25 protein-coding genes are annotated in these 24,034 nt (G+C 67.2%); 14 read left to right on the top strand and 11 right to left on the bottom strand.

The genetic code is table 11. The features are described from left to right. Positions 1-258: 258 nt before the first annotated feature. Complete coding sequence (locus G572_RS26400) at positions 259-789, top strand: hypothetical protein (RefSeq protein ID WP_156884781.1); 531 nt, start codon at positions 259-261, stop codon at positions 787-789. Between the two features lie 249 nt (positions 790-1,038). Here G572_RS26400 and G572_RS0121475 read toward each other — a convergent pair whose 3' ends face one another. From G572_RS0121475 to purD, 3 genes are all read right to left on the bottom strand, one after another. Next, positions 1,039-2,124, bottom strand: coding sequence for a phosphotransferase family protein (locus tag G572_RS0121475; RefSeq protein WP_037547853.1), 1,086 nt, complete (start codon positions 2,122-2,124; stop codon positions 1,039-1,041). Between the two features lie 8 nt (positions 2,125-2,132). Continuing rightward, on the bottom strand, positions 2,133-3,008 hold the full coding sequence (locus tag G572_RS0121480; protein WP_245566270.1) for an alpha/beta fold hydrolase: 876 nt from the start codon (positions 3,006-3,008) through the stop codon (positions 2,133-2,135). Between the two features lie 145 nt (positions 3,009-3,153). Continuing rightward, positions 3,154-4,431 (bottom strand): phosphoribosylamine--glycine ligase, encoded by a 1,278-nt coding sequence (gene purD / locus G572_RS0121485; RefSeq protein WP_029060223.1) that lies wholly within the window; start codon positions 4,429-4,431, stop codon positions 3,154-3,156. A 160-nt stretch (positions 4,432-4,591) separates the two neighbouring features. On the opposite strand from purD, the gene ubiA reads away from it, so the two are divergent. Beyond that, complete coding sequence (gene ubiA, locus G572_RS0121490) at positions 4,592-5,533, top strand: 4-hydroxybenzoate octaprenyltransferase (RefSeq protein WP_029060224.1); 942 nt, start codon at positions 4,592-4,594, stop codon at positions 5,531-5,533. Positions 5,534-5,613: 80 nt separating this feature from the next. Here ubiA and G572_RS25180 read toward each other — a convergent pair whose 3' ends face one another. After that, positions 5,614-6,210 (bottom strand): DUF6101 family protein, encoded by a 597-nt coding sequence (locus G572_RS25180; protein WP_208979173.1) that lies wholly within the window; start codon positions 6,208-6,210, stop codon positions 5,614-5,616. Positions 6,211-6,445: 235 nt separating this feature from the next. On the opposite strand from G572_RS25180, the gene G572_RS0121505 reads away from it, so the two are divergent. The 6 genes from G572_RS0121505 to lpxK are packed head-to-tail and all read left to right on the top strand — an operon-like array spanning position 6,446 to position 12,011. Then, positions 6,446-7,789 (top strand): TldD/PmbA family protein, encoded by a 1,344-nt coding sequence (locus tag G572_RS0121505; RefSeq protein ID WP_029060225.1) that lies wholly within the window; start codon positions 6,446-6,448, stop codon positions 7,787-7,789. Further along, a complete protein-coding gene (locus G572_RS0121510; RefSeq protein ID WP_029060226.1) occupies positions 7,776-8,573 on the top strand; it encodes a 3'(2'),5'-bisphosphate nucleotidase CysQ in 798 nt (265 codons plus the stop codon). Before G572_RS0121505 ends, G572_RS0121510 begins: the two co-directional genes overlap by 14 nt. Positions 8,574-8,614: 41 nt before the next feature. Continuing rightward, the gene (locus G572_RS0121515; protein ID WP_029060227.1) at positions 8,615-8,857 is read left to right on the top strand and encodes a DUF4170 domain-containing protein; all 243 of its coding nucleotides are present in this window, start codon (positions 8,615-8,617) and stop codon (positions 8,855-8,857) included. 54 nt (positions 8,858-8,911) lie between these two features. Then, positions 8,912-9,601 carry a lysophospholipid acyltransferase family protein gene (locus tag G572_RS25185; protein WP_037547561.1) on the top strand — a complete coding sequence of 230 codons (690 nt, stop codon included), beginning with the start codon at positions 8,912-8,914 and terminating at the stop codon, positions 9,599-9,601. Continuing rightward, a complete protein-coding gene (locus G572_RS25190) occupies positions 9,598-10,947 on the top strand; it encodes a 3-deoxy-D-manno-octulosonic acid transferase (RefSeq protein ID WP_051242899.1) in 1,350 nt (449 codons plus the stop codon). Before G572_RS25185 ends, G572_RS25190 begins: the two co-directional genes overlap by 4 nt. Next, positions 10,944-12,011 carry a tetraacyldisaccharide 4'-kinase gene (lpxK, locus tag G572_RS25195; RefSeq protein ID WP_342664776.1) on the top strand — a complete coding sequence of 356 codons (1,068 nt, stop codon included), beginning with the start codon at positions 10,944-10,946 and terminating at the stop codon, positions 12,009-12,011. The genes G572_RS25190 and lpxK overlap by 4 nt, the downstream gene beginning before the upstream one ends. Before the next feature lie 17 nt (positions 12,012-12,028). Here lpxK and G572_RS0121540 read toward each other — a convergent pair whose 3' ends face one another. The 3 genes from G572_RS0121540 to G572_RS0121550 all read right to left on the bottom strand — a co-directional run bounded on the left by G572_RS0121540 (position 12,029) and on the right by G572_RS0121550 (position 14,747). Then, on the bottom strand, positions 12,029-12,250 hold the full coding sequence (locus G572_RS0121540) for a DUF2093 domain-containing protein (protein ID WP_037547562.1): 222 nt from the start codon (positions 12,248-12,250) through the stop codon (positions 12,029-12,031). A gap of 117 nt (positions 12,251-12,367) precedes the next feature. Next, positions 12,368-14,176, bottom strand: a complete 1,809-nt coding sequence (locus G572_RS0121545; RefSeq protein WP_029060229.1) for a monovalent cation:proton antiporter-2 (CPA2) family protein — start codon at positions 14,174-14,176, stop codon at positions 12,368-12,370. Positions 14,177-14,318: 142 nt separating this feature from the next. Continuing rightward, on the bottom strand, positions 14,319-14,747 hold the full coding sequence (locus G572_RS0121550) for a VOC family protein (RefSeq protein WP_029060230.1): 429 nt from the start codon (positions 14,745-14,747) through the stop codon (positions 14,319-14,321). 98 nt (positions 14,748-14,845) lie between these two features. Here G572_RS0121550 and G572_RS0121555 point away from each other — a divergent pair, with 98 nt between their 5' ends. The 3 genes from G572_RS0121555 (at position 14,846) to G572_RS25200 (ending at position 17,271) form a co-directional block, all read left to right on the top strand. Next, complete coding sequence (locus G572_RS0121555) at positions 14,846-15,328, top strand: MOSC domain-containing protein (RefSeq protein ID WP_029060231.1); 483 nt, start codon at positions 14,846-14,848, stop codon at positions 15,326-15,328. Positions 15,329-15,518: 190 nt separating this feature from the next. Further along, positions 15,519-16,373, top strand: a complete 855-nt coding sequence (locus G572_RS0121560; RefSeq protein WP_029060232.1) for a patatin-like phospholipase family protein — start codon at positions 15,519-15,521, stop codon at positions 16,371-16,373. Between the two features lie 46 nt (positions 16,374-16,419). Next, entirely contained in the window at positions 16,420-17,271 is an 852-nt protein-coding gene (locus G572_RS25200) for an MBL fold metallo-hydrolase (protein ID WP_156884783.1), read from the top strand. Positions 17,272-17,280: 9 nt separating this feature from the next. On the opposite strand, the gene G572_RS0121570 is transcribed toward G572_RS25200, so the two are convergent. Together G572_RS0121570 and G572_RS0121575 are read right to left on the bottom strand one after the other, a co-directional pair. Continuing rightward, a complete protein-coding gene (locus G572_RS0121570) occupies positions 17,281-17,625 on the bottom strand; it encodes an antibiotic biosynthesis monooxygenase family protein (RefSeq protein ID WP_029060233.1) in 345 nt (114 codons plus the stop codon). A 97-nt stretch (positions 17,626-17,722) separates the two neighbouring features. Beyond that, positions 17,723-18,199, bottom strand: coding sequence for a nucleoside deaminase (locus G572_RS0121575; protein WP_051242998.1), 477 nt, complete (start codon positions 18,197-18,199; stop codon positions 17,723-17,725). 163 nt (positions 18,200-18,362) lie between these two features. Between G572_RS0121575 and G572_RS25205 the strand changes: the two genes are divergently transcribed. After that, entirely contained in the window at positions 18,363-20,177 is a 1,815-nt protein-coding gene (locus G572_RS25205; RefSeq protein ID WP_084650468.1) for a pseudouridine synthase, read from the top strand. Then, a complete protein-coding gene (gene rsmD, locus G572_RS0121585; RefSeq protein ID WP_029060235.1) occupies positions 20,174-20,728 on the top strand; it encodes a 16S rRNA (guanine(966)-N(2))-methyltransferase RsmD in 555 nt (184 codons plus the stop codon). Before G572_RS25205 ends, rsmD begins: the two co-directional genes overlap by 4 nt. A 14-nt stretch (positions 20,729-20,742) precedes the next feature. On the opposite strand, the gene G572_RS0121590 is transcribed toward rsmD, so the two are convergent. Both G572_RS0121590 and mutL read right to left on the bottom strand, forming a co-directional pair. After that, a complete protein-coding gene (locus G572_RS0121590) occupies positions 20,743-21,039 on the bottom strand; it encodes a hypothetical protein (protein WP_051242902.1) in 297 nt (98 codons plus the stop codon). A gap of 95 nt (positions 21,040-21,134) precedes the next feature. Then, positions 21,135-22,982: a DNA mismatch repair endonuclease MutL gene (mutL, locus tag G572_RS0121595; RefSeq protein WP_029060237.1), complete on the bottom strand. Its 1,848-nt coding sequence runs from the start codon at positions 22,980-22,982 to the stop codon at positions 21,135-21,137. A 179-nt stretch (positions 22,983-23,161) separates the two neighbouring features. Between mutL and G572_RS0121600 the strand changes: the two genes are divergently transcribed. Then, positions 23,162-24,034 carry a TIGR01459 family HAD-type hydrolase gene (locus G572_RS0121600; protein ID WP_029060238.1) on the top strand — a complete coding sequence of 291 codons (873 nt, stop codon included), beginning with the start codon at positions 23,162-23,164 and terminating at the stop codon, positions 24,032-24,034.

Here is a 24,034-nt window from a genome sequence, read left to right on the forward strand (position 1 = left end):
CTGTGTGAAGCCGGGCGGCGGGAGCTATAGAGTCCACCGAACACCGAGATTTAAATATGGGACATCGTCAATCCAGCGTTCCATATCCAATCATTCCCAGGAGCTGATAAAATGAGTTTACCAACGCACACAAATTCAATATTGCGCACGCATCGATATTTTGATGACTGAAATTTCATAATAACTTAAACTAGTATCGAATTTACGTTCAACGAAGGCAAAAAATTGCCCCGTTTTATTATAGAATCGACAGGAACCTTGATCGGAAGCGACGGAAATACCGTCGCACCTGAACAGATAGACGATCAAGAGATCTCTGTTCCACACCTTCTACCGCACGTGATATACATCTCCCTGCCAAAAGGAGATGAAATAAAAATTAAAGTAATTTATTCTTCTCATTGCTGGAGTGAAAAGTTCGACACTCAGCGTCATTCCGAAAATTTAATGCAGATCATGGACGGAAACCGACCACGCGTATTCAATATGGAACGTTTCAACGAGTCGAAGACCTTACCCACCTTCTTGAATGAACTACCGATGCACCGACTTTATTGGACAGCATCCGATCGCAATTTTGGATTATACAATGCAACAAAAATCGTGAACGGCACCGCGTATACGGTGTTCTTTACTCTCAAAAAAGAACGCGGCAAACTCAACGGGATAAGACACAGCTTGGTCATGAGAGTTGAAAGTGCCTACCACGCCAACCAACCGAGCAAAGGAAAAAAGGTCACCGCCGCCGCCGCAATTATGGCTACCCTACAAGGAAAGAAAATTTTCTAGCTAAAAAACCAAAGGGGCTACCTTTCAAAGAAGGTAAGCCCCTTGGCAATCTCGACGTTCTCTTCAGCTTTCGCCTTATTCACCGTCCCGGTTGAACTGCCGAAGCAGCGGAAGGTTCCTTACAGTCGATCTGGATACCTGCAAAAGTGATATCACACCGCCCGTCAGATTTCAAGGAAAACCGGCTGGCTTGCACAAATGCATGCGCAAAAAACCGATGCATCGTCACGCCGGCATGCCCTCTCCCCCTCACGCCCCCGCTTTCCGCGCGAACCCCCAGGCCGTTTCCGCGAGCGGGCGGATCTGTTTCGCCATTTGCTCCGCGTTTTCATTCGTCGCCGTGCCGTCGCGCACGCGGCCTGCGATGCCTTGCAGGATCGCGGCGATGCGGAAGAAGTTGTAGGCGAAGAAGAAGTCGAGATCTTTCGCGACCGGAAACCCCGTCGCCCGCTCGTAAGACGCGATGTAGTCGCCAAGCGCGGGCAGGCCGAGTGCCTCCAGATCCTGGCCCGAGAGCGTGCCGATGCCGGCGCCGTCCGGGCCTTCCGGCATCACCCATTGCATGCAGTGATAGGTGAAGTCGGCAACCGGATCGCCCAGCGTCGACAGCTCCCAGTCGAGCACGGCGGCGACCTCGGGCGTCTCCGGCGCGACGATCAGATTGTCGAGGCGGAAGTCGCCATGCACCACGCGCGCCGGCTGCGCTTGCGGCAGCCGGGTCGGCAGCCAGTCGATCAGCCGGTCCATCTCGGCGATCGTTTCCGTCTCCGAGGCGCGATACTGTTTCGACCAGCGGGCGATCTGGCGCGCGACATAGCCCTCCGGCTTGCCGTAGTCGCCAAGCCCCAGCGCCTCCGGCTCGTAGCCGTGGAGCCGTGCCAGCGTCGCGTTCATCGCGCCGTAGACGGCGGCACGCTCTGCCCTCTCCGCCTTCGGCATTGCCGGGTCCCAGAAGATCCGCCCCTCCACCTTGTCCATCACGTAGAACTCGGTGCCGATGACGCCTTCGTCCGTCTCGTGACCGATGACGTGGGGCACGGGAAAACCCGCCTCGCCCAGCGCCTTCATCACCCGGTACTCCCGGTCGACCGCATGGGCGGAGGGGAGCAAGGTGCCCGGCGGCTTGCGCCTGAGCACGAAGGATGCGGCCGGCGTTTCCAGCAGATAGGTCGGGTTCGACTGGCCGCCCTTGAACTGGCGGACCTGCAAGCGACCGGCAAAGCCCGGCACATGATCGGCCAGCCAGGCGGAAAGCTGCTCCGTGTCGATGGCAAGCGCGTCGGGCACCGCCTTGGTGCCGGAAAAGGCGTCCTGCCGGTCAAAGCCCCCGCTCACGCCGTCAGTCACGCCACAGATCCCGTGCGCGCCTTCAGAAAGCGCGTCAACGCGGCAAGCGTGGCGTCAGGGTTTTCCTCCACGACGAAATGCCCGCCGTCGATCCCTTCGCCGGAGAGATCGTCCGCCCAGCTTGTCCAGGTGTCGAGCGGGGTCGAGGCCTTCCCGGCGATCCCGGCGTTGCCGTAAATCACCAGCGTCGGCACGGAAATCCTGCGCCTGGCCGCGCGGTCGGCACTGTCGTGCTCCATGTCGACGGTGGCGCCGGCGCGATAATCCTCGCAGGCCGCGTGCTGGCGGGCCGCTTGCGAAAACGACGCGCGATAGGCTGCAAGCGCGCGCGCATCGAAGGCGGAGAGATCCTTCGCCGCCGTCCAGCTCGCCAGCGTGTAATCGAGATAAAAGCCGGGATCGCCCGCGATCAGCCGTTCCGGCAGGGGACGGGGCTGGGCAAGGAACAGCCAGTGGTAGATCGCCATGGCATAGCGCCAGTCCATGCGCGTCCAGTAGTCGTAGGTCGGCAGGATATCGAGCACGCAAAGCGCGGTCAGCCGGTCGGGGTGATCGAGCGCCATGCGATAGGCGACGCGCCCGCCCCGGTCGTGCCCGGCGACGGCGAAGCGCGTGTGCCCGAGCGCCGCCATCACGGCGATCATGTCGCGCGCCATCGTGCGTTTGGAATAATTCGCGTGATCGGCATCGCCCTCAGGGGCGTCGGAGGCGCCATAGCCGCGCAGATCCGCCACCACCATGGTGAAATCGCGGGAAAGCGCGTCGGCCACCGGATGCCACATGGCGTGGGTCTGCGGATAGCCGTGCAGCAGCAGAAGCGGCGGGCCGTTGCCCTTGATGCGGCAGAAGATCTCCGCGCCGTCCCCGGTCACGTGCCTTGCCTCAAATCCGGGAAAAAGCTCCGCCAACTCGCCGCCCACACTCACCTCCACCTTGCCTGCGCGCCGTGTCGGGCGCCCGCTTGACGGTGAGCATGGCCGCTTTGGAGCGGGCCATCAAGGGCGGAGCGGCGCGCGCTCAGCCCTCTTCGCGTTCGACCGCCCGCCAGCCGATGTCGCTGCGGCAGAACCCGTCCGGCCAGTCGATGCGCGCGACCGCCTCATAGGCGCGCGCCTGCGCCTCGGCCACGGTCTTTCCCAGCGCGGTGACATTGAGCACGCGCCCGCCGTTCGCCAGAATACGTGCGCCGTCGCGCCGGGTGCCGGCGTGGAACACCTTCACCTCCGCGCTGCCCGCAAGCGCGTCGAGACCCTTGATCTCGCTGCCCTTCTCGTAAGCACCCGGATAGCCGTTTGCCGCCAGCACCACGGTCAGCGCCACCTCGTCGCGCCAGGACAGCGTCTTGCCGGCAAGCCGGCCGTCGACGGCGGCCTCCATCAGCGCGACGATGTCGTCCTGAAGGCGCATCATCAGCACCTGGCACTCCGGATCGCCGAATCGCACGTTGTATTCGATCAATTTGGGCCCGTCGGCAGTGATCATCAGCCCGGCGTAGAGAATGCCGGTAAAGGGCATGCCCTCGGCGCGCAGCGTGTCGAGGGTCGGCTGCACGATCTCGCGCATGGCGCGCTCCGTCAGCGCCTCGTCCATCACAGGCGCGGGCGAATAGGCGCCCATGCCGCCGGTGTTGGGACCGGTGTCGCCGTCGCCGACGCGCTTGTGATCCTGCGCGCTTGCAAGCGCGAGCCCCGTGCTGCCGTCGCACAGCACGAAGAGGCTCGCCTCCTCGCCGACAAGACACTCCTCGACGACGACCTCGGCCCCGGCCGCGCCATAGGCACCGTCGAAACAGGCGTCGACGGCGGCAAGCGCGTCCGCAACCGTCTCGGCGACGACCACGCCCTTGCCGGCGGCCAGTCCGTCCGCCTTGACGACGATGGGCGCGCCGTTTTTCTCAACATAGGCGCGTGCGGAGGCGGCATCGGTGAAGCGCCCGTAGGCGGCGGTGGGAATATCGGAGCGCGCGCAGAGATCCTTGGTGAAGCCCTTGGAGCCTTCGAGCGCCGCCGGTGCCTGTTTCGGACCGAAGGCGCGGATCCCGGCGGCCTCGAGCGCATCGACGAGACCTTCGACCAGCGGCGCCTCGGGGCCGACGACAACGAGGCCGATGTCCTCGGCCGTGCAGAAGGCGATCACGGCGGCGGCGTCAGCGGTGTCGAGCGCGATGCACTGCGCCTCCCCGGCGATGCCGGCGTTTCCGGGCGCGGCGAACAGACGGGTCGTGCGCGGCGACCTGGCAATCGCCCATGCCAGCGCATGCTCGCGCCCGCCCGATCCGATCAAGAGAATGTTCATGGCCGCGTCCTGTCTCGTTGCATCGTGTCTGCCGGCGGCACCCTGGCGCCGGGTCGCCTGCCTCCTACCCGCCGCCTTCGCGCGAGACAAGAGCGCCACGGCCTTTTATTCGCGCACCAAACCCGGTACCACACGCTCAAACGTCAAAACGGGTGAGACGATGGGCGAAGACACGATCACCGGGCGCGTCGCCGACGCGGTGAAGGGCCACTGGGTCGACACGTATGCTCCCGACTGGCTGCGGCCTTTCGCGCGGCTGGCGCGCTGGGAGCGGCCGATCGGCTGGCAGCTCTTGCTGTGGCCGTGCTGGTGGTCGGCGGCCCTTGCCGCGATTGCCGGAGGGGCGGCCTTCCCCAACCCCTGGCATCTGGTGCTCTTCATGATCGGCGCCATCGCCATGCGCGGCGCGGGCTGCACCTACAATGATCTCGTCGATCAGGACATCGACGACAAGGTGGCACGCACGCGCTCGCGCCCGCTCCCGTCAGGCCAGGTCACGCCGATGCAGGCCAAGGTGTTTCTGGTCGCGCAGGCGCTCGTCGGCCTGCTGGTTCTTGTCCAGTTCAACAGCTTCGCCATTGCACTGGGCATCGCCTCGCTGGGGGCGGTGGCGATCTATCCCTTCATGAAGCGGATCACCAACTGGCCGCAGCTCTTCCTCGGGCTGGCGTTTTCCTGGGGCGCGCTGATGGGCTGGGCGGCGGCCTTCGGCCGGCTCGACTGGCCACCGGTCGCGCTTTATTGCGGCGGCATCCTGTGGACCATCGGCTACGATACGATCTACGCCCACCAGGACAAGGAGGACGACGCCCTCGTCGGCGTCAAATCCACCGCACGGCTCTTCGGCGACTGGACGAAACCGGCGCTCGCCGGCCTCTACGGCGGTGCCACGGTCTTGTTCGCACTGGCAATGATCGGCGCGGATGCCGGGCCGGCGGCCTTTGCCGGGCTGATCCTCAGTCTCGGGCATCTGGTGCGCCAGATCGTCGTCCTCGACATCGACGATCCCGACCAGTGCCTGAAGCTTTTCCGCTCCAACGCGCAATACGGCTGGCTGATCTTCGGCGGCCTTGTCGCCGACGCGCTGATCCAGGCGCTCTAGAAACGATAAAAGGGCGCCTCGAAGAGCGCCCTTTCCTTGTTGAACCCGAAGCCGTTTGCACGGCGTTTCACCGACACGCCTCAGTTGCGCGCGATAATCTCCCGCTCGCCGCGATAGACCGGACCCGCCATTGCCGGGTGCCCGGGCTTGCGCCGCACGAGAAAACGCGGACGGCGCGCGGTCAGGGCCGCGACACGGCGGCGCGGCAGCGCCATCGGTGCAACGGCGTCCTCATCCGACTTGTCGATGCGCGAGACCTTGCCGTCCGGCTCCACCAGAAGCAGCGGCAGGCCGAGCGCCTCGCCCCAGGCGCACCAGTCGGCGGCCAGGTCTTCCAGCTTGTCGCTGGCGGCGAGTTCGATGGACATGGCCGGATCGCGGTGGCGCAAGCCGATGCGTGCGCTGAGCGTTCCGGGCGTCGCCCCCGGCGCGACTTCGGCGAAAACGCCGAGGAACACGCCCACGGGCTGAACCAGCGTCAGCGGAAGACCCGCGAGACGGCGTTTGACGATCACCTGCTGGCAGTCGATATAGACATCCAGAGGTGTCGGATCGCTGCGCCCCGCCTGCGTCACGCTGCGGGATGCGAAGCGATGCGGCATCTGCGCGGGATCGAGCCGCGCTGCGCGGCCCGATCCTTTTGCAGTGGCATCCTGATGTGCTGTTTGACGGCTCAATTCGCTCTCCACCGGGCCTTGTTTTGTTGGCCTCTGATGTCTTCAAGGTAGCAGCCGACCGTCCCGATCACCTTAACAAGCGAGGTTAATTTTCTCTGATTTTAAAGAAGGTTAGAGAAAGGTGAGCGAACATCCCAAACAAATCGTCACCAGGGTCCGGCACTCGACTTGCCGGAGACGACGGCGAACACTACGGTCCCGGCAACGCGCGCCCGCGCCAAAAAAGGATCCCGCAATGAAGCTATCGATTGATCAGTCCGACCTGATGGATGCGGCGCAACGTCTCGTCCAGGCGGCGCGCGCAGCCGGTGCCGATGCGGCCGACGTGGTCGCGACCACCGGGGTCTCCCTGTCGGCGGACGTACGCGACGGCGAGGTGGAAGAGACCGAACGGGCCGAGGGCGACGACGTCACGCTGCGGGTGTTCTGCGGCCACCGCATCGCGAGCGTCTCGTCGAACGCCTTTCGCGACATGGAGACGCTGGCCGAACGCGCCGTCGCGATGGCGAAAGCCGCGCCCGAGGATCCATTCGCAGGCCTGGTGCCGGCGGACGAGCTTGCAACGGAGTTCGCCAACCTCGACCTGCTCGATCCCGCAGCCGTCGACGCGCTCGCCCTTGCGGAGCGCGCACGCGCGGCGGAAGCCGCAGCACTCGCGGTCCCGGGCGTCACCAAATCCGGCGGCGCCAGCGCCTCCTGGCGGCTCGGCGGGCTGGTGATTGCCACCAGCAACGGCTTTTCCGGCAGCCATATGGTGTCGCGACACGGGGTGTCCGCCACCGCCATCGCGGGCGACGGCACGGCCATGGAGCGGGACTATGATTTCGACAGCCGGAACTTCCTCGAGGATCTCGACACATCCGAGACCATCGGACGGGCCGCAGGCATGCGCGCCATTGCCCGGATCAATCCGCGCAAACTTTCTACCCGCAACGCCGACATCGTCTATGAGCCGCGCGCTGCACGCTCGCTGCTTGGCCACTTCGCGAGCGCGATCAACGGTGCGGCAATTGCTCGCGGCACCAGTTTCCTGAAGGACCGGCTGGGCGAGCGCGTCTTTTCCTCCGCGATCACCGTCACCGACGACCCGACCCGCCCGCGTGGCCCGGCCAGCCGCGCATTCGACGGCGAAGGGCGCCCCGCCCGGCCGCTCACGCTGGTGGAAAACGGCGTGCTGACCCAATGGCTGCTCGACACGGCGACAGCAAACGAACTGGGGCTTCGCTCCAACGCCCGCGCCTCACGCGGCGGCGCGGGCCCCTCGCCCGGCGCCACCAACATGACGCTTCATCCGGGCAACATGTCCCAGGCGGAGCTGTTGAAGGACATCGGGACCGGACTTCTGGTCACCGACCTGATCGGTCACGGGGTCAACGGCGTGACGGGCGACTATTCGCGCGGGGCCTCGGGCTTCTGGATCGAGGACGGCGAGATCGCCTATCCTGTCAGCGAGATCACGCTTGCCGGCAATCTGACCGGCATGTTCGCCGGGCTTGTCGCGGGCAACGATCTCGACACGCGCTCCGCCTTCGCGGTGCCGAGCCTGCTTGTAAGGGACATGACCATTGCCGGTCAGTGACGCACGCGCGAACCTTGCGGACATGGAACTGATCGCACAGGCCGCCCGCCAGGGGGGCGCGACGGCGCTTGGCTATTTTCGCAAGGATCCGCACCGCTGGACCAAGGACAATGATTCTCCGGTCTCCGAGGCCGACCTTGCCGTCGACCGGCAACTTGCGGAGATCCTTCAGGCGGCACGGCCGGGCTACGGCTGGCTGTCGGAGGAAACCGCCGACGACAACTCCCGCCTCCAGGCGACCCGCAGCTTCGTCGTCGATCCGATCGACGGCACGCGCGGCTTTCTGTCCGGCTCGCCGGAATGGACGGTGGCGATCGCGGTGGTGGAAGCGGGACGTCCCGTTGCGGCCGCGCTCTACCAGCCGGTCACGGATCACCTTTACACCGCCGTTCCCGGACATGGCGCGCACTGCAACGGCGCCGTGCTCAAGGTTTCCGACAGAGCCTCGCTCGACGGCGCCAGTGCCGCCGGACCCAAGGCGATTACCTCCCAGGAGCGCCTGCGCGACATGGGCATTCGACCGGCCGGATACGTCCCCTCGCTGGCGCTCCGGCTCGCCATTCTGGCGGCGGGGCGGATCGACCTGGCGGTCGTGCGCGAGAATGCCTGCGACTGGGATCTTGCGGCATCGGATCTTTTGGTGCAGGAAGCGGGCGGGCGCCTTGAGGACCTGCGCGGACGACCGCTTTCCTACAACCGCGGCAGCGTTCGCCACCCCGCCCTCGTCGGCGGGCCGAAGGCCCTCGTCGATCCGCTCAGACCCATCCTGGCCGAGCTCATGTAGCCCGGCGATCCCTTGCGGCACCGGCCCCTCGGAGACAGACAATGACCAACGAAAACACCGACAAGCAGCTGCTTCACCTCGTCTTTGGCGGCGAGCTCGAAACCGTTGACGGCCTCACTTTCCGCGATCTCGACGCCCTCGACCTGGTCGGCATCTATCCGAATTATGCCAGCGCGCAGAAAGTGTGGAAGCAGAAGGCCCAGCAATCGGTGGACAATGCCCACATGCGGTATTTCATCGTTCACATGCACCGGCTGCTCGACCCGGAAACGGACGGGCAGTAAGCGTACAGACATGCGGATTGTGTCCAGACCGTTGCACGCCGTGCGGAACGCATCATGCTGAAGCGCGCCGGCCGCGCGCCGGCCGTCCAGCGCGTCATCGGCAAGGCGCTTGCCGGCTATCTCCAGATGGTCCGCAGCACAAGCACGTTCGTCCTGGATCCGCCGGACTTTTTCGACGCGATCCGCCCGGACCTGCCGGTGATCTGCGCCATGTGGCACGGACAGCATTTCCTGTTGCCCTTCGCCCGTCCGCCCGGACATGAGGCGCGCGCGATGATTTCGAAATCCGCCGACGGCGAAATCAACGCAATCGCGGCCCGATGTCTCGGCATGGGGTCGATCCGTGCCTCGGGGGCCCACAAACCGCATCAGGTCGCCAAACGCGGCGGCGCGCGCGGCTTTATCGAGGCGTTGCGCGCGCTTCGCGAGGGCGCCAGCGTTTCGATCACCGCCGATGTCCCCAAGGTGTCGCGGGTCGCCGGCCCCGGCATCGTGCAACTGGCCGCCCGCTCGGGGCGCCCGATCCTGCCGCTCGCCGCCGCCACGCGCTGGCACATCACGCTGGGCTCCTGGGACCGGGCGACGATCAACCTGCCGTTCAGCACCATGTCGATTGCGACCGGCCCGCTCATTCACGTGCCGCAGGACGCCGACGAGGCGCGCATCGAAGCGGCACGCCTCGAGGTCGAGGCGGCGATGAATGCCGTTACGAAACGCGCCTACGAGCTGGTGCGGCGCGCATGAGCCCGCCCCCGGAAACGCCCGCGCCGCAAACACCCCTCCCCTCACGCCCCTCCGCCCTGAGCCGGCAGATCGGCGCGGCGGCGCTTGCCGGTTACCGGGCGTTCGGCCATGTCGCGACCCCGGGTCTGGCGCTGGTGTTTCGCCGCAGGGCCGCACGCGGCAAGGAAGACGGATCGCGGCGCGGCGAGCGCTTCGGACGCGCCTCCGCCGCGCGTCCCGACGGACGGCTTGTCTGGCTGCATGCGGCAAGCGTCGGCGAGATGAACGCCGCCGACGCGCTGATCGATGCATTGCGCGGGGCCGACATCAACGTGTTGCTGACCACCGGCACCGTCACCTCGGCGCGGATCGCCGCCGCCCGCACGCGGCCCGGCGTCACACATCAGTTCGTTCCCTACGACACCGCGCCGAACCTGAAGCGGTTCCTGGCCCATTGGCGCCCCGATCTGGCCGTGACGATGGAATCGGAGATCTGGCCGGCCACCATCGCAGCACTTTCTCAGCGACACATTCCGCTGGCCATCGTCAGCGCGACCATGTCGGAACGCACCGCGCGGGGCTGGGCCAAGGCGCGCGGCTTCGCCTGGCAGGTGTTTTCGCGCATCGCGCTGTGTCTGGCGCAAACGTGCGAGGACGCCAACCGGTTGTCCGCCCTCGGCGCGCCTCGGGTCGCGGTTGCCGGCAACCTGAAATACGACAGCGGCTCGCTGAAGGCCGATCCGGCGGCACTTGCCGAGCTGCAACGCCTTATCGGCGAGCGGCCGACGTGGCTCGCCGCCAGCACGCATGAGGGCGAGGAAACGCTGGTCGGCGAGGTGCATCGCACCGCGTCGCTTGCCGTTCCCGGCCTGCTGACCCTGCTGGTGCCGCGCCATCCCGACCGTGGCGACGGCATCGCCCGGGAGTTGCGCGCAGCCGGCCTCACCGTCGCGCAACGCTCTCGCGGCGAGACGGTCGCGCCCGACACCGACATCTATCTCGCCGACACCATCGGCGAGATGGGCCTGTTCTACCGGCTTGCACCCGTTGCCTTCATCGGCAAGTCGCTGGTGCCGGAGGGCGGCCAGAACCCGCTCGAGGCGGCAAGGCTCGACACGGCGATCCTGACCGGCCCGCATGTCTTCAACCTGGAAGACATCTACACCCCGCTGCTGTCGGCGAAGGGCGCGCAGGTCGTGCGCGACGCACAAAGCCTGGGCGCCGCCGTGGTCGCTCACCTGAACGACGAGGCCTTGCGCGAAAAGCGGGCGCGCAGCGCGGCGGAGGTCGGCGAGGCCGGCGCCGGCGCGCTCGCCGCAACCCTTCGCCACCTCACCGCGCTGTTGTCGGAAGGGAAAACGGGATGAGCGGGATGCGCCAGGCACCGGCCTTCTGGTGGCATGCCCGGCCATCGGCGCTCGCGCGCCTCATTCAGCCCGTCTCGGCCCTCTACGGCGCGATCACCGCCCGTCGCATGGCGCGCCCGCCCAAGGGCTGGATCGACGCGCCGGTGATCTGCATCGGCAACTTCGTCGCCGGCGGCACCGGCAAGACACCCTTCGCGCTGGCGCTTGCCGAGCTTCTGGTGCAACAGGGCCGCAGACCTGCGTTTTTGCTGCGGGGCTACGGCGGGCGCGAACGCGGCCCACTGCTCGTCGATCCCGCACGCCACACGGCGCGCGATGTCGGCGACGAGGCGCTCCTGCTGGCCGACCGCGCCCCGACCGTAATCGCGCGCGACCGGGTCGCAGGCGCCCGGCTTGCTGAGCGCCACGGCGACATCGTGCTGATGGACGACGGGTTTCAAAACCCGGATCTGGCAAAAACCGTATCGCTGGTGCTGGTCGACGGCGAGACCGGGACCGGCAACGACCTCAGCCTGCCCGCCGGCCCGTTGCGCGCGCCGCTTTTCCGGCAATTGCCCTTCGCGAATGCCCTGGTCGGGATCGGCGCGGGAGCCGCCGGCGACCGCGTTCTCGCGCTCGGCACGGCTCACGGCCTGCCGGTCTTTCGTGCGACGCTCGCGCCGCGCGCACCTGCGGATCTCGCGGGAGCGCGCGCGCTGGTGTTTGCCGGGATCGGACGGCCGGAGAAGGTCTTTCGCTCGGCCCGCGACGCGGGCCTGGAGGTGGTCGCGACACGAAGCTTTGGCGACCATCACCGCTACAGCGAGGCGGATGCCAGAGCCCTTCTCGCCGAGGCCGGGACGCTTGGCGCGCAGCTCGTGACCACCGGCAAGGATCGCGCCCGGCTGGCGGGGGCAACCACCCCGGCGCTCGCCGACCTGGCGGCGCGTGCAAAGGTGCTGGAGGTCGAGATGCAGCTGGAGGAACCGGAGACGCTCGAGGCCTTCCTCAATGCGGCAATTCGTGCAAGATCGGCAACTTCAGATACAAAATCCGCAAATTCCGGCGCAAAAATCGACGATTGAAGATCCGCGCCGAATTTTCAGGCTTCGCCGGTTTCCCTGACCCGCTTCATCGACGCGGCGGCATCGACATAAGCCTCCTGCCTGGAGACGCTCCAGTACTTCAACTCGTCGATCGGGATCGCCTGGCCAGTCACCGCGCAGCGCACGAATGTCCCCGGCGACAGCATCTGGTAATCCGCGTCGAGATAGCGGATGCGCGCTTCGCCAGGCTCACGGGGTGTCTCAATCCGGTTCATCATGTCGTGCCTCGCAACGTCCGAGCGGCCTTGCGGCCCGATGCTCTGAATTTCCGCTCTAGATAACCGCGCAAGGCCGCATTTGCCAGCCCTTGCGCAACCGGTGCGTCCTGACAGCCGTCACGTATCCTGTGTCCCCTCGGACTCCGGACCGTTTTGCGCGCCCTTCGAGGCGCCGCCGCGCGGGGTGACCTGGTGCAACATCTCGGCCCCGGCCATCAGTCCGTCGCGCAATTGCGCATCGAGACGCTCCTGGTCGCGGCGGCGCACATCGTCCTCGATCTCGACGATCCGGTCATTCGCGATCCCGAGCGCGCCGAGGGCCGCGCGTCCGAAGGTGACGCTCGATTCGAAGGTCTCGCGGATCTGGAAGTCGACGCCCCGCCGGGTCAGGTCCAGCGCATGGGCGCGGTCGGTCGCGCGGCAGAAGATCTTGGCCTTGGGAAAATTCGACCGGACCAGATCGATCGCCTGGCCCATCACCCGGTCGTTCTCGATGCAAAGCGCGACGAGCACCGCCTCCTCCGCGCCGGCCGCCTTGAGCACGTCCGGCCGCGTGGCATCGCCGACATAGACCTTGTATCCGAGCTTGCGGGCATAGGAAACGCGGTCCGCCCGATTGTCGAGCGCGGTGACCTCGACCTCCTCGGAGGTGAGCATCTGCGACACCATCATGCCGAAGCGGCCGAAGCCGATGACCAGAACGGTCGGGCGGGTTTCGTCGAATCCCTCGATCGCGGCCGGCTCCACGCCACGGCGCTGCAGCCGCTTTGCCAGAAGATCATGCGCCAGACAGCCCACCGGCGTCATCAGCATGGTGAGCACGACGACGGCCAGCAGTAGCGTCAGGATATCGCGCTGCAGGATCCCGGCCGTTGCCGCTGCGGTGAAGAGCACGAAGGCGAATTCGCCGCCCTGGGGCAATGTCACGGCAATCTTCAGGGCATCGGAGTTGGTCGATCCGAACACCCGCGACAGCCCCCAGATGATGACGCCCTTCAGCCCCATCACGGCGACGACGCCCAGCGCCACCAGCCGCCAGTTGTCGGCGACGAGACCGAGGTCCAGCGACATGCCGACCGAGATGAAGAACAGCCCCATGAGGATCGAGCGGAAGGGCTCGATGTCGGCCTCCAGCGTGTGGCGAAAGCTCGATTCCGCCAGGAGGACACCGGCGAGGAAAGCGCCCAGCGCCATCGACAGGCCGGCGGCATGCATGATCCCGCCGCTGCCCAACGCAACCAGAAGCGCGGCGGCCAGCATCACCTCGCGCGCACGCACCGCGGAAAGCAGCGTGAACAGCGGGGTCAGCAGGTAGCGCCCGGCGACGATCACGCCGCCGACGGCGGTGATCGTGATGCCGATTTCCAGCAGGACACCGGTGCCGCCGACATCCTCCTTGCCCGGCGCCAGGATTGGAACCAGCGCCAGAAGCGGCACGATTGCCATGTCCTGCAAGAGCAGGATGCCGAAGGCCCGCTGGCCGTAGCTGGTGGAAAGTTGCCCGCGTTCCTGAAGGATCTGGAGGGCGAAGGCGGTGGAGGAAAGCGCCAGCCCGAGACCGGCGATGATCGCGATGTTGGGCGCCTGCCCGGCGAGCAGGAACAGACCGACGAGGGCCGCGCCGCAGGCAAGCACCTGGGAGGTTCCAAGGCCGAAGATATCGCCCTTCATCCGCCAGAGCCGCGCCGGTTCAAGCTCCAGGCCTATGACGAAGAGAAGCAGCACGACACCGAGTTCGGCGACACCCCGGATTTCCTCCGGCGACTGGATGAAGTCCAGACCGAAGGGACCGATCGCCATGCCGGCGGCGAGATATCCGACCACCGACCCGAGGCCGACGCGCTTTGCCAGCGGGACGGCGACGACCGTCGCCGACAGGAAGAGGATCGATTCGACGAAAAAGGGAGGCGCGACTTCGCTGGCCATTCGCTCTCGTGTTCGCTCGCGGGTTCAAAGGGATCGCGGGAGGTCGACCGGATCACGGTCGCCGATGTGCCGCGATCCTAGCCGCTTTGGGCAATGGACACCATGGAAGACGCGGCGCCAGAGCTGCGACCGTGGAGGCCCCTCAGGTGGCGAAAAGCTGGCTCATGTCCGCAAAGGCCTTGAATTCAAGCGCATTTCCGGACGGATCCAGCACGAAGAGGGTTGCCTGCTCGCCGGGTTCGCCCTTGAAACGAACCTTCGGTTCGATCACCCAACGGGTATCCTCGCGCGCCTTCAGCCGGTCGGCGAGCGCCTGCCAGTCGTCCATGGTGAGCACGACGCCGAAATGCGGCACCGGCACCGAGTCGCCATCGACCGGATTGACCAGCGGGCCGCGGGCAGCCGTGTCCTTGTCGAAATGCGCGACGATCTGGTGGCCGAACATGTCGAAATCGATCCAGGTGTCCGCCTCACGTCCCTGGCCACAGCCGAGAACGTCCTTGTAGAACGAACGGGCGGCTTCCAGATCGTGGACCGGGAAGGCAAGATGAAAGGGCGTCAGCGAAGCCATGGGGAACTCCAAGTGTCGGTGTGAGGTTGAAGCTTGGTGACGTATTCTTCGGCCAAAGACAAGCGCAATGGCCGTGAAACGGCGAAGGACGGGACCCGATGGACCTGAAGGACCTGCTGACCCGCCATGCCCGGAACGGCACGGTCGAGTGGATCGGGCTGCGCCCCGCGCGTCTGGCTCCGGTCGACGCGGTTCACGCCGCGCATCTGCACGAGGACGGGCTTGACGGCGACCACCACACAAGCGGCGGCAAACGCGCCGTGACGCTGATCCAGGCGGAGCACCTGCCGCTGATCGCGGGTTTTGCGGGTCTTCAATCGCTTGCCCCGGCGCGCCTGCGCCGCAACATCGTCGTCTCGGGGATCAATCTGGCCGCGCTCAGGCACCGGACCGTGGCCCTCGGGCAGGCGCGGATCCAGATTTCCGGTCCCTGCGCGCCGTGCAGCCGGATGGAAAAGGAGCTTGGCTTTGGCGGTTACAATGCCATGCGCGGACATGGCGGATGGTATGCGCGTGTGGTTTCAGCCGGCGGGATCGCCATTGGCGACATGGTTGCATGCACAAGCGATGCAATTGATTGACTTGCGATTTCCCCCGCTTCCATAGTGTGTGGAAGCACCGCAACCGCAGTTGCAGGCGAGAAGCGATTGACAGCCCCCAAGACTGACCGGTGCAGGATAACGGACGCGGAACCGACCATAATCATTCCGCATTCGCGGAGTTGAAACGCGGCTTGGCCCGAACGGCACCAACCAGGCGCGGAGACGAAGAATGACGACCCCCAGGATCGGACTGGCGCTCGGCGGCGGCGGCGCGCGCGGCATGGCTCATGTCCCCGTGCTTGAGGCCCTCGACGACCTCGGCATCACGCCGCACGCCATCGCCGGCACGTCGATCGGCGCAATCTTCGGCGCCGGATATGCAAGCGGCTTGAGCGGCGAGGACCTGCGCGAAATCTGCAACGAGACGTTCCGCGACCGCAATGCGGTGTTCTCGCGCCTGTGGAAGCTGCGCCCGCGCCGCTTCGGCGATATTTTCGGAACGCCGGGCCTGATGCAGTTCGACGCGGGCAAGGTGGTGCATCATTTCGTCGGCACGCATATCCCCGAAACCTTCGAGGAACTGAAGATCCCGCTGACCCTCGTGGCGACCGATTTCTTCCGCTGCCGGGAAGCGCGCATGGAGACCGGCGCGCTGCAGTCCGCCGTCGCCGCCTCAATCGCGATTCCGGCATTGTTCAAGCCCGTCTTGGTCGGCAACCGGGTGCTTGTCGACGGCGGTCTGGTCAATCCGCTGCCTTTCGATGCCCTGCCGGAGGACATCGACATCGTCGTCGCCTCCGACGTCATCGGCTCGCCGATGCCGCGCAAGGGAAAGACTATTCCCGGCGCGGGCGACGCCGTTTTCGGCGCGACCCAGATCCTGATGCAGTCGATCACGCTGGAGAAACTGAAGAACAGGCAGCCCGACATCCTGGTCAAGCCCGACATCGCCGCCTTCCGGGTGCTCGACTTCATGAAGACCGAAAAGATCCTTGCCGCCGCCGAACCGATGCGCGAGATGGTCAAGCGGCGGATTTCGGTCGCGATCGAGACATTCGAGGCCGGAGCCAACGCCCGGCCTTGAAGCGGTCGCCCACGCGCCTATCCTTACGGAAGGCAAGGAGGCGCGCATGGGCATTTCATCTGTCATCGCCAACACCGGAGGCGGGGCCAAACGGGCGGTTCTGACCCTCGCAGCCGGCGCAATGGTCTTGGCTGCCGGCATCGCGACCGCACAGGCCTCCTGCCAGATCCTCGCCGATGCCTGGCGCGCGCCGGCTCCACTGCTGCAGCGCGCCGCATTGGTTGAGCCGGCGTCACTCGACCGCGACCAGGTCGCGATCCGCTACATCGGCCACGCCACCTTCGAGATCGAGACGCCGATGGGCGTGCGCATCGCCACCGACTACAACGCCATTCACAAGCCGGAACGCCTGCCGCGCATCGTCACCATGAATGGCGCGCATGGAACGCATTTCACCATGACCCCGGATCCCGGCATCGAGCACGTGCTGATGGGATGGAACCCGAACGGCGGGCCGATGGACCATGATCTCCTGGTCGACGACGTGCGCATCCGCAACATCCAGACCAACATTCGCGGCTGGAACGGCGAGACCCGCAAGCTCGGCAACTCGATCTTCGTCTTCGAGGTCGCAGATCTGTGCATCGCCCATCTGGGCCATCTGCACCATCGCCTCACGCAGAACGATCTCGCCCGGCTCGGCACCATCGACATCGTCTTCGCGCCCGTCGACAATGCCTCGACGCTGCGGCTCGACAGCATGGTCGAGGTGCTCAAGGCGGTCTCGCCGCGCATCGTCATCCCGATGCATGCCTATACCTACGGCTCGCTGGAAGGCTTCACCACGCGCATGGTGAGCGAAGGCTATGCGCTGACCTTGAGCGACAGCCCGCTCTTGATCGCAAGCCGCGCGTCGCTTCCGGCGGAAACGACCGTGCTGGTGCTGCCAGAGCGATAGAGAACGCCCTCAGCCGTGCAGCGCGACGCTGTCGGCCGGGGCCTCGTCGCGCGCGTCCATGCCGTAGTCGCGGATCACGCCCGCGACCCGGAGGCGATAGTCGGCAAAATGTTTGTGCCGACCCTTGCCCTGCGCGATGCGGTGCTCGGCCTGGTGTCGCCAGGCGGAAAGCGCTTCCTCGTCGCGCCAGAAGGACACCGACAGCAGCTTGCCGGGCTCGGTCAGGCTTTCGAAGCGCTCCACGGAAATGAAGCCGTCCACATCGCCCAGGAGCGGCTTGAGTTCGGCGGCAATGTCCAGATAGGCGCCCTTGTGACCGTCCTTCGGCCAGACTTCGAAAATCACGGCGATCATGGTGTCGTCTCCTCTCCGGCGCGACGGCGTCGCGTCGACCCTACCGCATATATCGTAGGCGAGGGCAAAGCCGATCGCGGCGACTGGCTGCGCACCGTCAGTCCCGCCTGTCCTTGAAGAAACCGCGCAGGAGTGCGGCGGCATCGCGCTCCGCCAGACCCGAATAGACCTCGGGCGCATGATGGCAGGTCGGTTGCGCGTAGAGGCGCACGCCGTGTTCCACCGCGCCGCCCTTGGGATCGCCTGCACCGAAATAGACACGACGCAGCCGGGCAAACGAAATCGCCGCCGCGCACATCGGGCAGGGTTCCAGCGTGACGTAGAGATCGCACCCGGGAAGCCGCTGGCTGTCGGCTTGCGCACAGGCCGCCCGGAGAACGAGAACCTCGGCATGGGCGGTCGGGTCGCGGCGCTCGAGCGTGCGGTTGCCGTCGGCTGCCAGAACCTCTCCGTCGCGCACCAGAACGGCGCCGACGGGCACCTCGCCGCGCGCGGCCGCACGACGGGCCTCTTCAAGGGCCAGGTCCATGAAACCGGCGTCGGCCGGGCGCGGGAGCGGTGGTTTTTCGGTCATCGCGGCAGACCCTATCGCCGGCCCGCGAAAAAGCAATCGGGCAAGACCGCGTCTGCCGGCGCGTGCGAAAGCGCCGGTGGCGCGCGCGTTCTGCCGAAAATGCATGACGCCCGCACGAAAAGCCCGCTTCCCCGCGATCGGTGGCTCTGGTATGACGCGCGCCATGACCAAAGACAAACGCCCCCCGCGCGGAACCGACCGCACGTCCAGACCGACACGCGCGCCCGGCGGCGCTCCGCGTCCGCCCCGCCCGGAGGGCCGCGGCCCGAAGCGTCCGTTCCACAAGGGGGGCGCGGGAAAGCCGGCGCCCAAGCGCGACAAGAGCCAGCCACCGGCAACCGCAGCCGAGAGCGTTAAGAGCGACGCGGGCGAGCGCATCGCCAAGGTGATGGCGCGCGCCGGGCTTTGCTCGCGCCGCACCGCGGAAAGCTGGATCGTGGACGGACGCGTTGCGGTCAACGGCAAGGTGCTGTCGACACCGGCCGTCACCGTCACGGATGCGGACAAGATCACGGTCGACGGCGAGCCGCTGCCGGAGCGCGAGCGCACGCGGCTGTGGCTCTATCACAAGCCGCGCGGGCTGGTGACCACCAACCACGATCCGGAAGGCCGGCCGACGGTGTTCGACCGCCTGCCGAAGACGCTGCCGCGCGTCCTGACCATCGGGCGTCTCGACATCAACACCGAGGGCCTGCTGCTCCTGACCAACGACGGCGGCCTCGGACGCGTGCTGGAGCTTCCCGCCACCGGATGGCTGCGCCGCTACCGCGTGCGCGCCTATGGCCGCATCACCCAGGAGCGGCTCGACGCCCTGCAGGAGGGCGTGAGCGTCGATGGCGTGTTCTACGGCGCCATCGAGGCGGTGATCGACAAGGAGCAGGGCGACAACGTCTGGCTCACCATCGCGCTCCGGGAAGGCAAGAACCGCGAGATCAAGAAGGTGCTGGAGCATCTGGGTCTCGCCGTGAACCGTCTGATCCGCGTGTCCTTCGGCCCCTTCCAGCTTGCCGATCTCGAAGAGGGCGAGGTGCGCGAGATCCGCGGCCGCGTGCTGCGCGACCAGTTGGGCGACCGGCTGTCCGACGAAGCCGGCGTCGATTTCGAGGCACCGATCCTCACGGGCCTCGAGGGCGAGGATGCCGCCAAGCCCGCACGCCCGGCGCGCGGCCCCGCGCCGCAGCGCCAGGAAGGCCGCTATCTCAGCGCCCGCGAGGGCAAGGCCGAGACAACGGCACGCTCCTCCAAGGCCAAGCCGACACGCGGAAAACCGGGCGCCGACAGGCCCGGCAAGGACGCGGCCGAAAAGCCGGCCTATGTTTCGCCGCGCTCGCGCTTCCGCTTCACCGCCGACATGAAGCCGCGCGGGCTGGAGGAAGCCCCGCTTGGCCGCAAGCGCCGGATCTGGGACGAGGACGGCTCGCTGGTGGAAGACCGCGCGCCGCCGCCGGAAGACGGCGGGCAGGGTCGTGGCGGTCCGGGCCGGGGCGGGCCGGGCCGGGGCGCTCCCGCGCGCGGCGGCCCCTCGCGTGGCGGACCGCCGCGCGGTGGCGCGGGCGGCCGGGACCGGGACGCGGCCCCGCGCGGCGAACGGGATCGTCCGGCGCGCGATGGCGACAGGCCTTCGCGGGGCGGGCCGGCACGCGGCGAGCGCGACAGCGGGCCACGGCCTGGAAAGCGTGAGCGCGATGCAGGTGAACGCGGGCCGCGCAGCGGCGTCGGCGACAAGGGACCGCGCAGCGGCGGCCCAGGTCGCGCAGGTTCGGGTCGCGCAGGCCCGGGCGGATCGGGTCCGAAACCGTCCGGCCCAAGATCGTCCGGTCCGAGGCCGGACGGGCCGCGCGGCTCCGGTCCGAAAGGCGCAGGCCCCAAGGGCCCGCGCGGCTCCGGTCCGAAAGGCGCAGGCCCCAAGGGCCCGCGCGGCGGTGGCCAGGGTCCGCGTGGTGGCGGCAAGGGGCCGCGCGGCGGAGGCGGCCGGTGAGGATCGTTGCCGGGCGCTTCAGGGGCAAACCCCTTGAGGCCCCCCGCGGATCGGAAACGCGACCGACAAGCGACCGGCTGCGCGAGACGATGTTCAACGTGATCGCCCATTCCCATCCAGAGGCGCTCGACGACACGCGCGTGCTCGACCTTTTTGCCGGCTCCGGCGCGCTCGGGCTGGAAGCCTTGAGCCGGGGCGCGCGCCATTGCACCTTCATCGAGGAGGCGACGGCGGCGCGCGGGGCGATCCGCACCAATGTGGAAACGCTCGGGCTGACCGGCGCCACCAAGATCTTTCGCCGGGACGCCACGCGCCTCGGTCCGGTCGGAACCATCCCGCCCTTCAATCTCGTCTTCGCCGATCCGCCCTATCGCAAGGAGCTCGGCGAAGCAGCCCTTGCCTCGGCACGCGCCGGCGGCTGGCTTGCGCCGGGTGCGCTGCTGGTGCTGGAAGAAGATGCCCGCGCCGAGATCGCCGCGCCGGACGGTCTTGAGCTTCTCGACCGCCGCAGCGTCGGCGACAGCCAGATCGTCTTCCTGAAGAGCATCTGACGCCCGCAAGGCGCTCAGGCAGGCCCGGACGGGCGGGCCGGGGAACGCGGGCGGCTGCGCCTGAGCACCTGCGCCATCGGCGCGGGGGCCCGGTCTTCCAGCCCGCTCATCAGGCGGTTGAAATCGAGATTGCGACGCCGGCGTGCCCGCAGCCAGCGGACCGCTTGCCGGCTGGTGGCGAGGATCAGGAACGCACCGCCTGCGATGAGCGGCACACCGGTCGGAATCGGCAGCCACACCGTCAAAAGACCGAGCGCGATCAACACCAGCGCGGCACTCCAGACAAGTATCGGGGCGAGTTTCCGGCCCATGCGCGCATCCCGGTCCGCGACGCGCCGAAAAGCCCGCCCGTTCCGTTCCTGCCATGAAGACCGCGACCGTTTCGTGACGACAGCGCCCGCAACGCCTATTTGCGGCCGAACAGCCGCTCGATGTCGGCGAGCTTCAGTTCGATCCAGGTCGGACGGCCGTGATTGCACTGGCCGGAGTTCGGCGTTGCCTCCATGTCGCGCAACAGCGCGTCCATTTCCTGCGGCCGCATGCGCCGCCCGGCACGCACCGAACCGTGACAGGCCATGGTGGCGGCGACGTGATCCAGACGCTCGCGCACGCGTGTTGCCTTGTCCCATTCGGCGAGATCGTCGGCGAGATCGCGCACCAGCCCGCGAATGTCGATCTGCCCGAGCATCGCCGGGGTCTCCCTGACGGCAATGGCACCGGGACCGAAGGATTCCAGCACGAGGCCGACCGCCTCCAGTTCCTCCGCCCGCTCGACAAGACGCGCGACATCTTCTTCCGGCAATTCGACGATTTCCGGGATCAGCAGGCCCTGCCTGGCGACGCCGCGTTCCGCAAGCGCCGTTTTCAGCCGTTCGTAGACGAGCCGTTCGTGTGCTGCATGCTGGTCGACGATGACCAGGCCGGTCTCGGTCTGGGCGATGACATAGGTCTCGTGGATCTGCGCTCGCGCGGCCCCCAGCGGACGGGCCATGCGATCTTCCGGCACATCGCCCTCATGCGCGCGCGCATCGGCCGAGGGCTGGCTGAGCGTCGCAAATCCCGCCTGATCGGGCGCGTCGAAACCGGCGTCGGCTTGCAGCGGACGATAGGCGGACGCGCGCCAGTCCGTCGTTCCCCGTCGGTCGGGCATGGCGCGCCAGTCGCGTGCCGGCGCGGCGCCACTTGCCCCCGAAACACCGCCGCCCGTCCCGCCGGAAAACGCGGAGAGCGCGGCCGTGGCATTGTGCGAGGAGGCCATGTGTCCCGCCGCCGCAAAGGCCTGTTTCAGCGCGCCGACGACAAGGCCGCGCACGAGCTGCGCGTCGCGAAAGCGCACATCCGCCTTGGCCGGATGCACGTTGACGTCGACCAGCCGCGGGTCGATCTCGATGAAGAGCGCCACAACGGGATGGCGGTCGCGCGCCAGCACATCGGCATAGGCGCCGCGCAAGGCCGACATCAGGAGCTTGTCGCGCACGGGCCGGCCGTTGACGAAGAAGAACTGCGCCAGCGTGTTGGCACGGTGATAGGTGGGAAGACCCGCAAGCCCGTAGAGCCGCACGTCCTCGCGCTCCGCATCGATCTCGCAGGCGTTGTCGACAAACTCCTGGCCCATCACCTGCGCCATGCGCGCCTGAAGCGCGGTCTCGCCGGTGGCGGACGCATAGGTCAGCGTCTGGCGGTCGCTGCCCGACAACTCGAAGCGCACGGACGGATGCGCCAGCGCCAGCCGCTTGACGACATCGGTGATCGCGGAGGCCTCCGCCCGGTCGGACTTGAGGAACTTCAGCCGCGCGGGCGTCGCGAAGAAGAGGTCGCGCACCTCCACCTGGGTTCCCGACGGGCGGCTTGCCGGGCGGATCTCGCCGCGCGCACCGCCCTCCACGGAGATCGTCCAGCCGTGCGGGTCGTCGCCGTGGCGCGAGGTGAGCGACAGGCGCCCGACCGCGCCGATGGAAGGAAGCGCCTCGCCGCGAAAGCCGAGCGAGCGGATGTCGAAGAGGTCGTTCTCGGAGAGTTTCGAGGTGCAATGCCGGCCAATGGCGAGCGGAAGATCGTCGCCGCGCATGCCGGAGCCGTCGTCATCGACCCGAATCAGCGTCTTGCCGCCGGCGGCCGTTGCAACGGAAATCCGGCGTGCGCCGGCGTCGATGGCGTTTTCCACCAGTTCCTTGACCACACTGGCGGGGCGCTCGATCACCTCGCCCGCGGCGATCTGGTTGATCGCATGGTCGCTCAACTGCCGGATCGTCATATTGGCTCCCTGCCCCTCGCCGGCTCCCGGGCGAGGATCCCGCCGCTTTCCTTCGCGGGGGCGGATCGTCTATGGTCCGCCGCGCCGCCATACGACCGTCATGTCGGCGGTCGATTCTTCGAAGTCAACACTATCAGACTTCCCTCCCGGCAAGATCCCGCCGCAGCCAAGAGAGAGCCATGTCCACACACAATCCGCTGCTCGTTCCCGGCCTGTCCGCTCTGGCACCCGCCTACAAGGCCGTGCTCTGCGATGTCTGGGGCGTGCTGCACAATGGTGTGGCCGCCTTTCCCAAGGCCTGCGAGGCGCTGCAGCGTTATCGCGCGGAAAGCGGCGGCACGGTGGTGCTGATCACCAACGCGCCGCGTCCCTCGCCGCCGATCCTGGAGCAGCTTGCCCGGCTCGGCGTTTCGAGCGACGCCTTCGATGCGGTGGTGACGTCGGGCGACGTCACCCGCGCCCAGCTTCAGGCGCACAGCGACATTCCCGTGATGCACATCGGCCCGGAGCGCGATCACAGCCTGTTTACGGGACTGGAGCTGACGCTCACCGACGAGGCCGGCGCCGGCCAGGTGGTGTGCACCGGCCTTGTCGACGACGAGCGCGAGACGCCGGAGGACTACCGCGCGCTGCTGGAGCGCATGGTCGCGCGCGACCTTCCCCTGCTCTGCGCCAATCCCGATATCGTGGTGGAACGCGGCTCGACGCTGATCTGGTGCGCGGGCGCGCTCGCAAGGCTCTACGAGGATCTCGGCGGCCAGGTGACGATCCTCGGCAAGCCGCATGCGCCGATCTACGAGGCAGCGCTTGCCCGTGTCGCCGAGCTTTCCGGCGCACCGGTGGCAAAGTCGGACATTCTCGCGATCGGCGACGGTCTGCCGACGGATATCCGCGGCGCGGTGGCGAACGAGATCGACGTGCTGTTCATCACGGGCGGCATTCACGGCGCGGATTTCGGGCCCGCCGGCGCGCCGGTGGAAAGCCTCGTGCGCAAACGGCTCGAGGAAGAAGGGTTGCACGCCCGCGCCGCAATCGCCGGGCTGGTCTGGTAG

The sequence above is a fragment of the Stappia stellulata DSM 5886 genome (genome assembly GCF_000423705.1).
GTDB classification, from domain to species: Bacteria; Pseudomonadota; Alphaproteobacteria; order Rhizobiales; family Stappiaceae; genus Stappia; species Stappia stellulata.

Bases quoted from the DNA above. Each gene is read 5' to 3' on its own strand.
- mutL (WP_029060237.1), bottom strand. From the start codon at position 22,982: ATGACGATCCGGCAGTTGAGCGACCATGCGATCAACCAGATCGCCGCG.
- G572_RS0121505 (WP_029060225.1), top strand. From the start codon at position 6,446: ATGAAGCTATCGATTGATCAGTCCGACCTGATGGATGCGGCGCAACGT.
- G572_RS0121545 (WP_029060229.1), bottom strand. From the start codon at position 14,176: ATGGCCAGCGAAGTCGCGCCTCCCTTTTTCGTCGAATCGATCCTCTTC.
- G572_RS0121550 (WP_029060230.1), bottom strand. From the start codon at position 14,747: ATGGCTTCGCTGACGCCCTTTCATCTTGCCTTCCCGGTCCACGATCTG.
- G572_RS25200 (WP_156884783.1), top strand. From the start codon at position 16,420: ATGGGCATTTCATCTGTCATCGCCAACACCGGAGGCGGGGCCAAACGG.
- G572_RS0121515 (WP_029060227.1), top strand. From the start codon at position 8,615: ATGACCAACGAAAACACCGACAAGCAGCTGCTTCACCTCGTCTTTGGC.
- G572_RS0121600 (WP_029060238.1), top strand. From the start codon at position 23,162: ATGTCCACACACAATCCGCTGCTCGTTCCCGGCCTGTCCGCTCTGGCA.
- G572_RS0121560 (WP_029060232.1), top strand. From the start codon at position 15,519: ATGACGACCCCCAGGATCGGACTGGCGCTCGGCGGCGGCGGCGCGCGC.
- lpxK (WP_342664776.1), top strand. From the start codon at position 10,944: ATGAGCGGGATGCGCCAGGCACCGGCCTTCTGGTGGCATGCCCGGCCA.
- G572_RS0121555 (WP_029060231.1), top strand. From the start codon at position 14,846: ATGGACCTGAAGGACCTGCTGACCCGCCATGCCCGGAACGGCACGGTC.
- G572_RS0121570 (WP_029060233.1), bottom strand. From the start codon at position 17,625: ATGATCGCCGTGATTTTCGAAGTCTGGCCGAAGGACGGTCACAAGGGC.
- G572_RS0121575 (WP_051242998.1), bottom strand. From the start codon at position 18,199: ATGACCGAAAAACCACCGCTCCCGCGCCCGGCCGACGCCGGTTTCATG.
- G572_RS0121590 (WP_051242902.1), bottom strand. From the start codon at position 21,039: ATGGGCCGGAAACTCGCCCCGATACTTGTCTGGAGTGCCGCGCTGGTG.
- G572_RS25190 (WP_051242899.1), top strand. From the start codon at position 9,598: ATGAGCCCGCCCCCGGAAACGCCCGCGCCGCAAACACCCCTCCCCTCA.
- purD (WP_029060223.1), bottom strand. From the start codon at position 4,431: ATGAACATTCTCTTGATCGGATCGGGCGGGCGCGAGCATGCGCTGGCA.
- G572_RS0121540 (WP_037547562.1), bottom strand. From the start codon at position 12,250: ATGATGAACCGGATTGAGACACCCCGTGAGCCTGGCGAAGCGCGCATC.
- ubiA (WP_029060224.1), top strand. From the start codon at position 4,592: ATGGGCGAAGACACGATCACCGGGCGCGTCGCCGACGCGGTGAAGGGC.
- G572_RS25205 (WP_084650468.1), top strand. From the start codon at position 18,363: ATGACCAAAGACAAACGCCCCCCGCGCGGAACCGACCGCACGTCCAGA.
- G572_RS25185 (WP_037547561.1), top strand. From the start codon at position 8,912: ATGCTGAAGCGCGCCGGCCGCGCGCCGGCCGTCCAGCGCGTCATCGGC.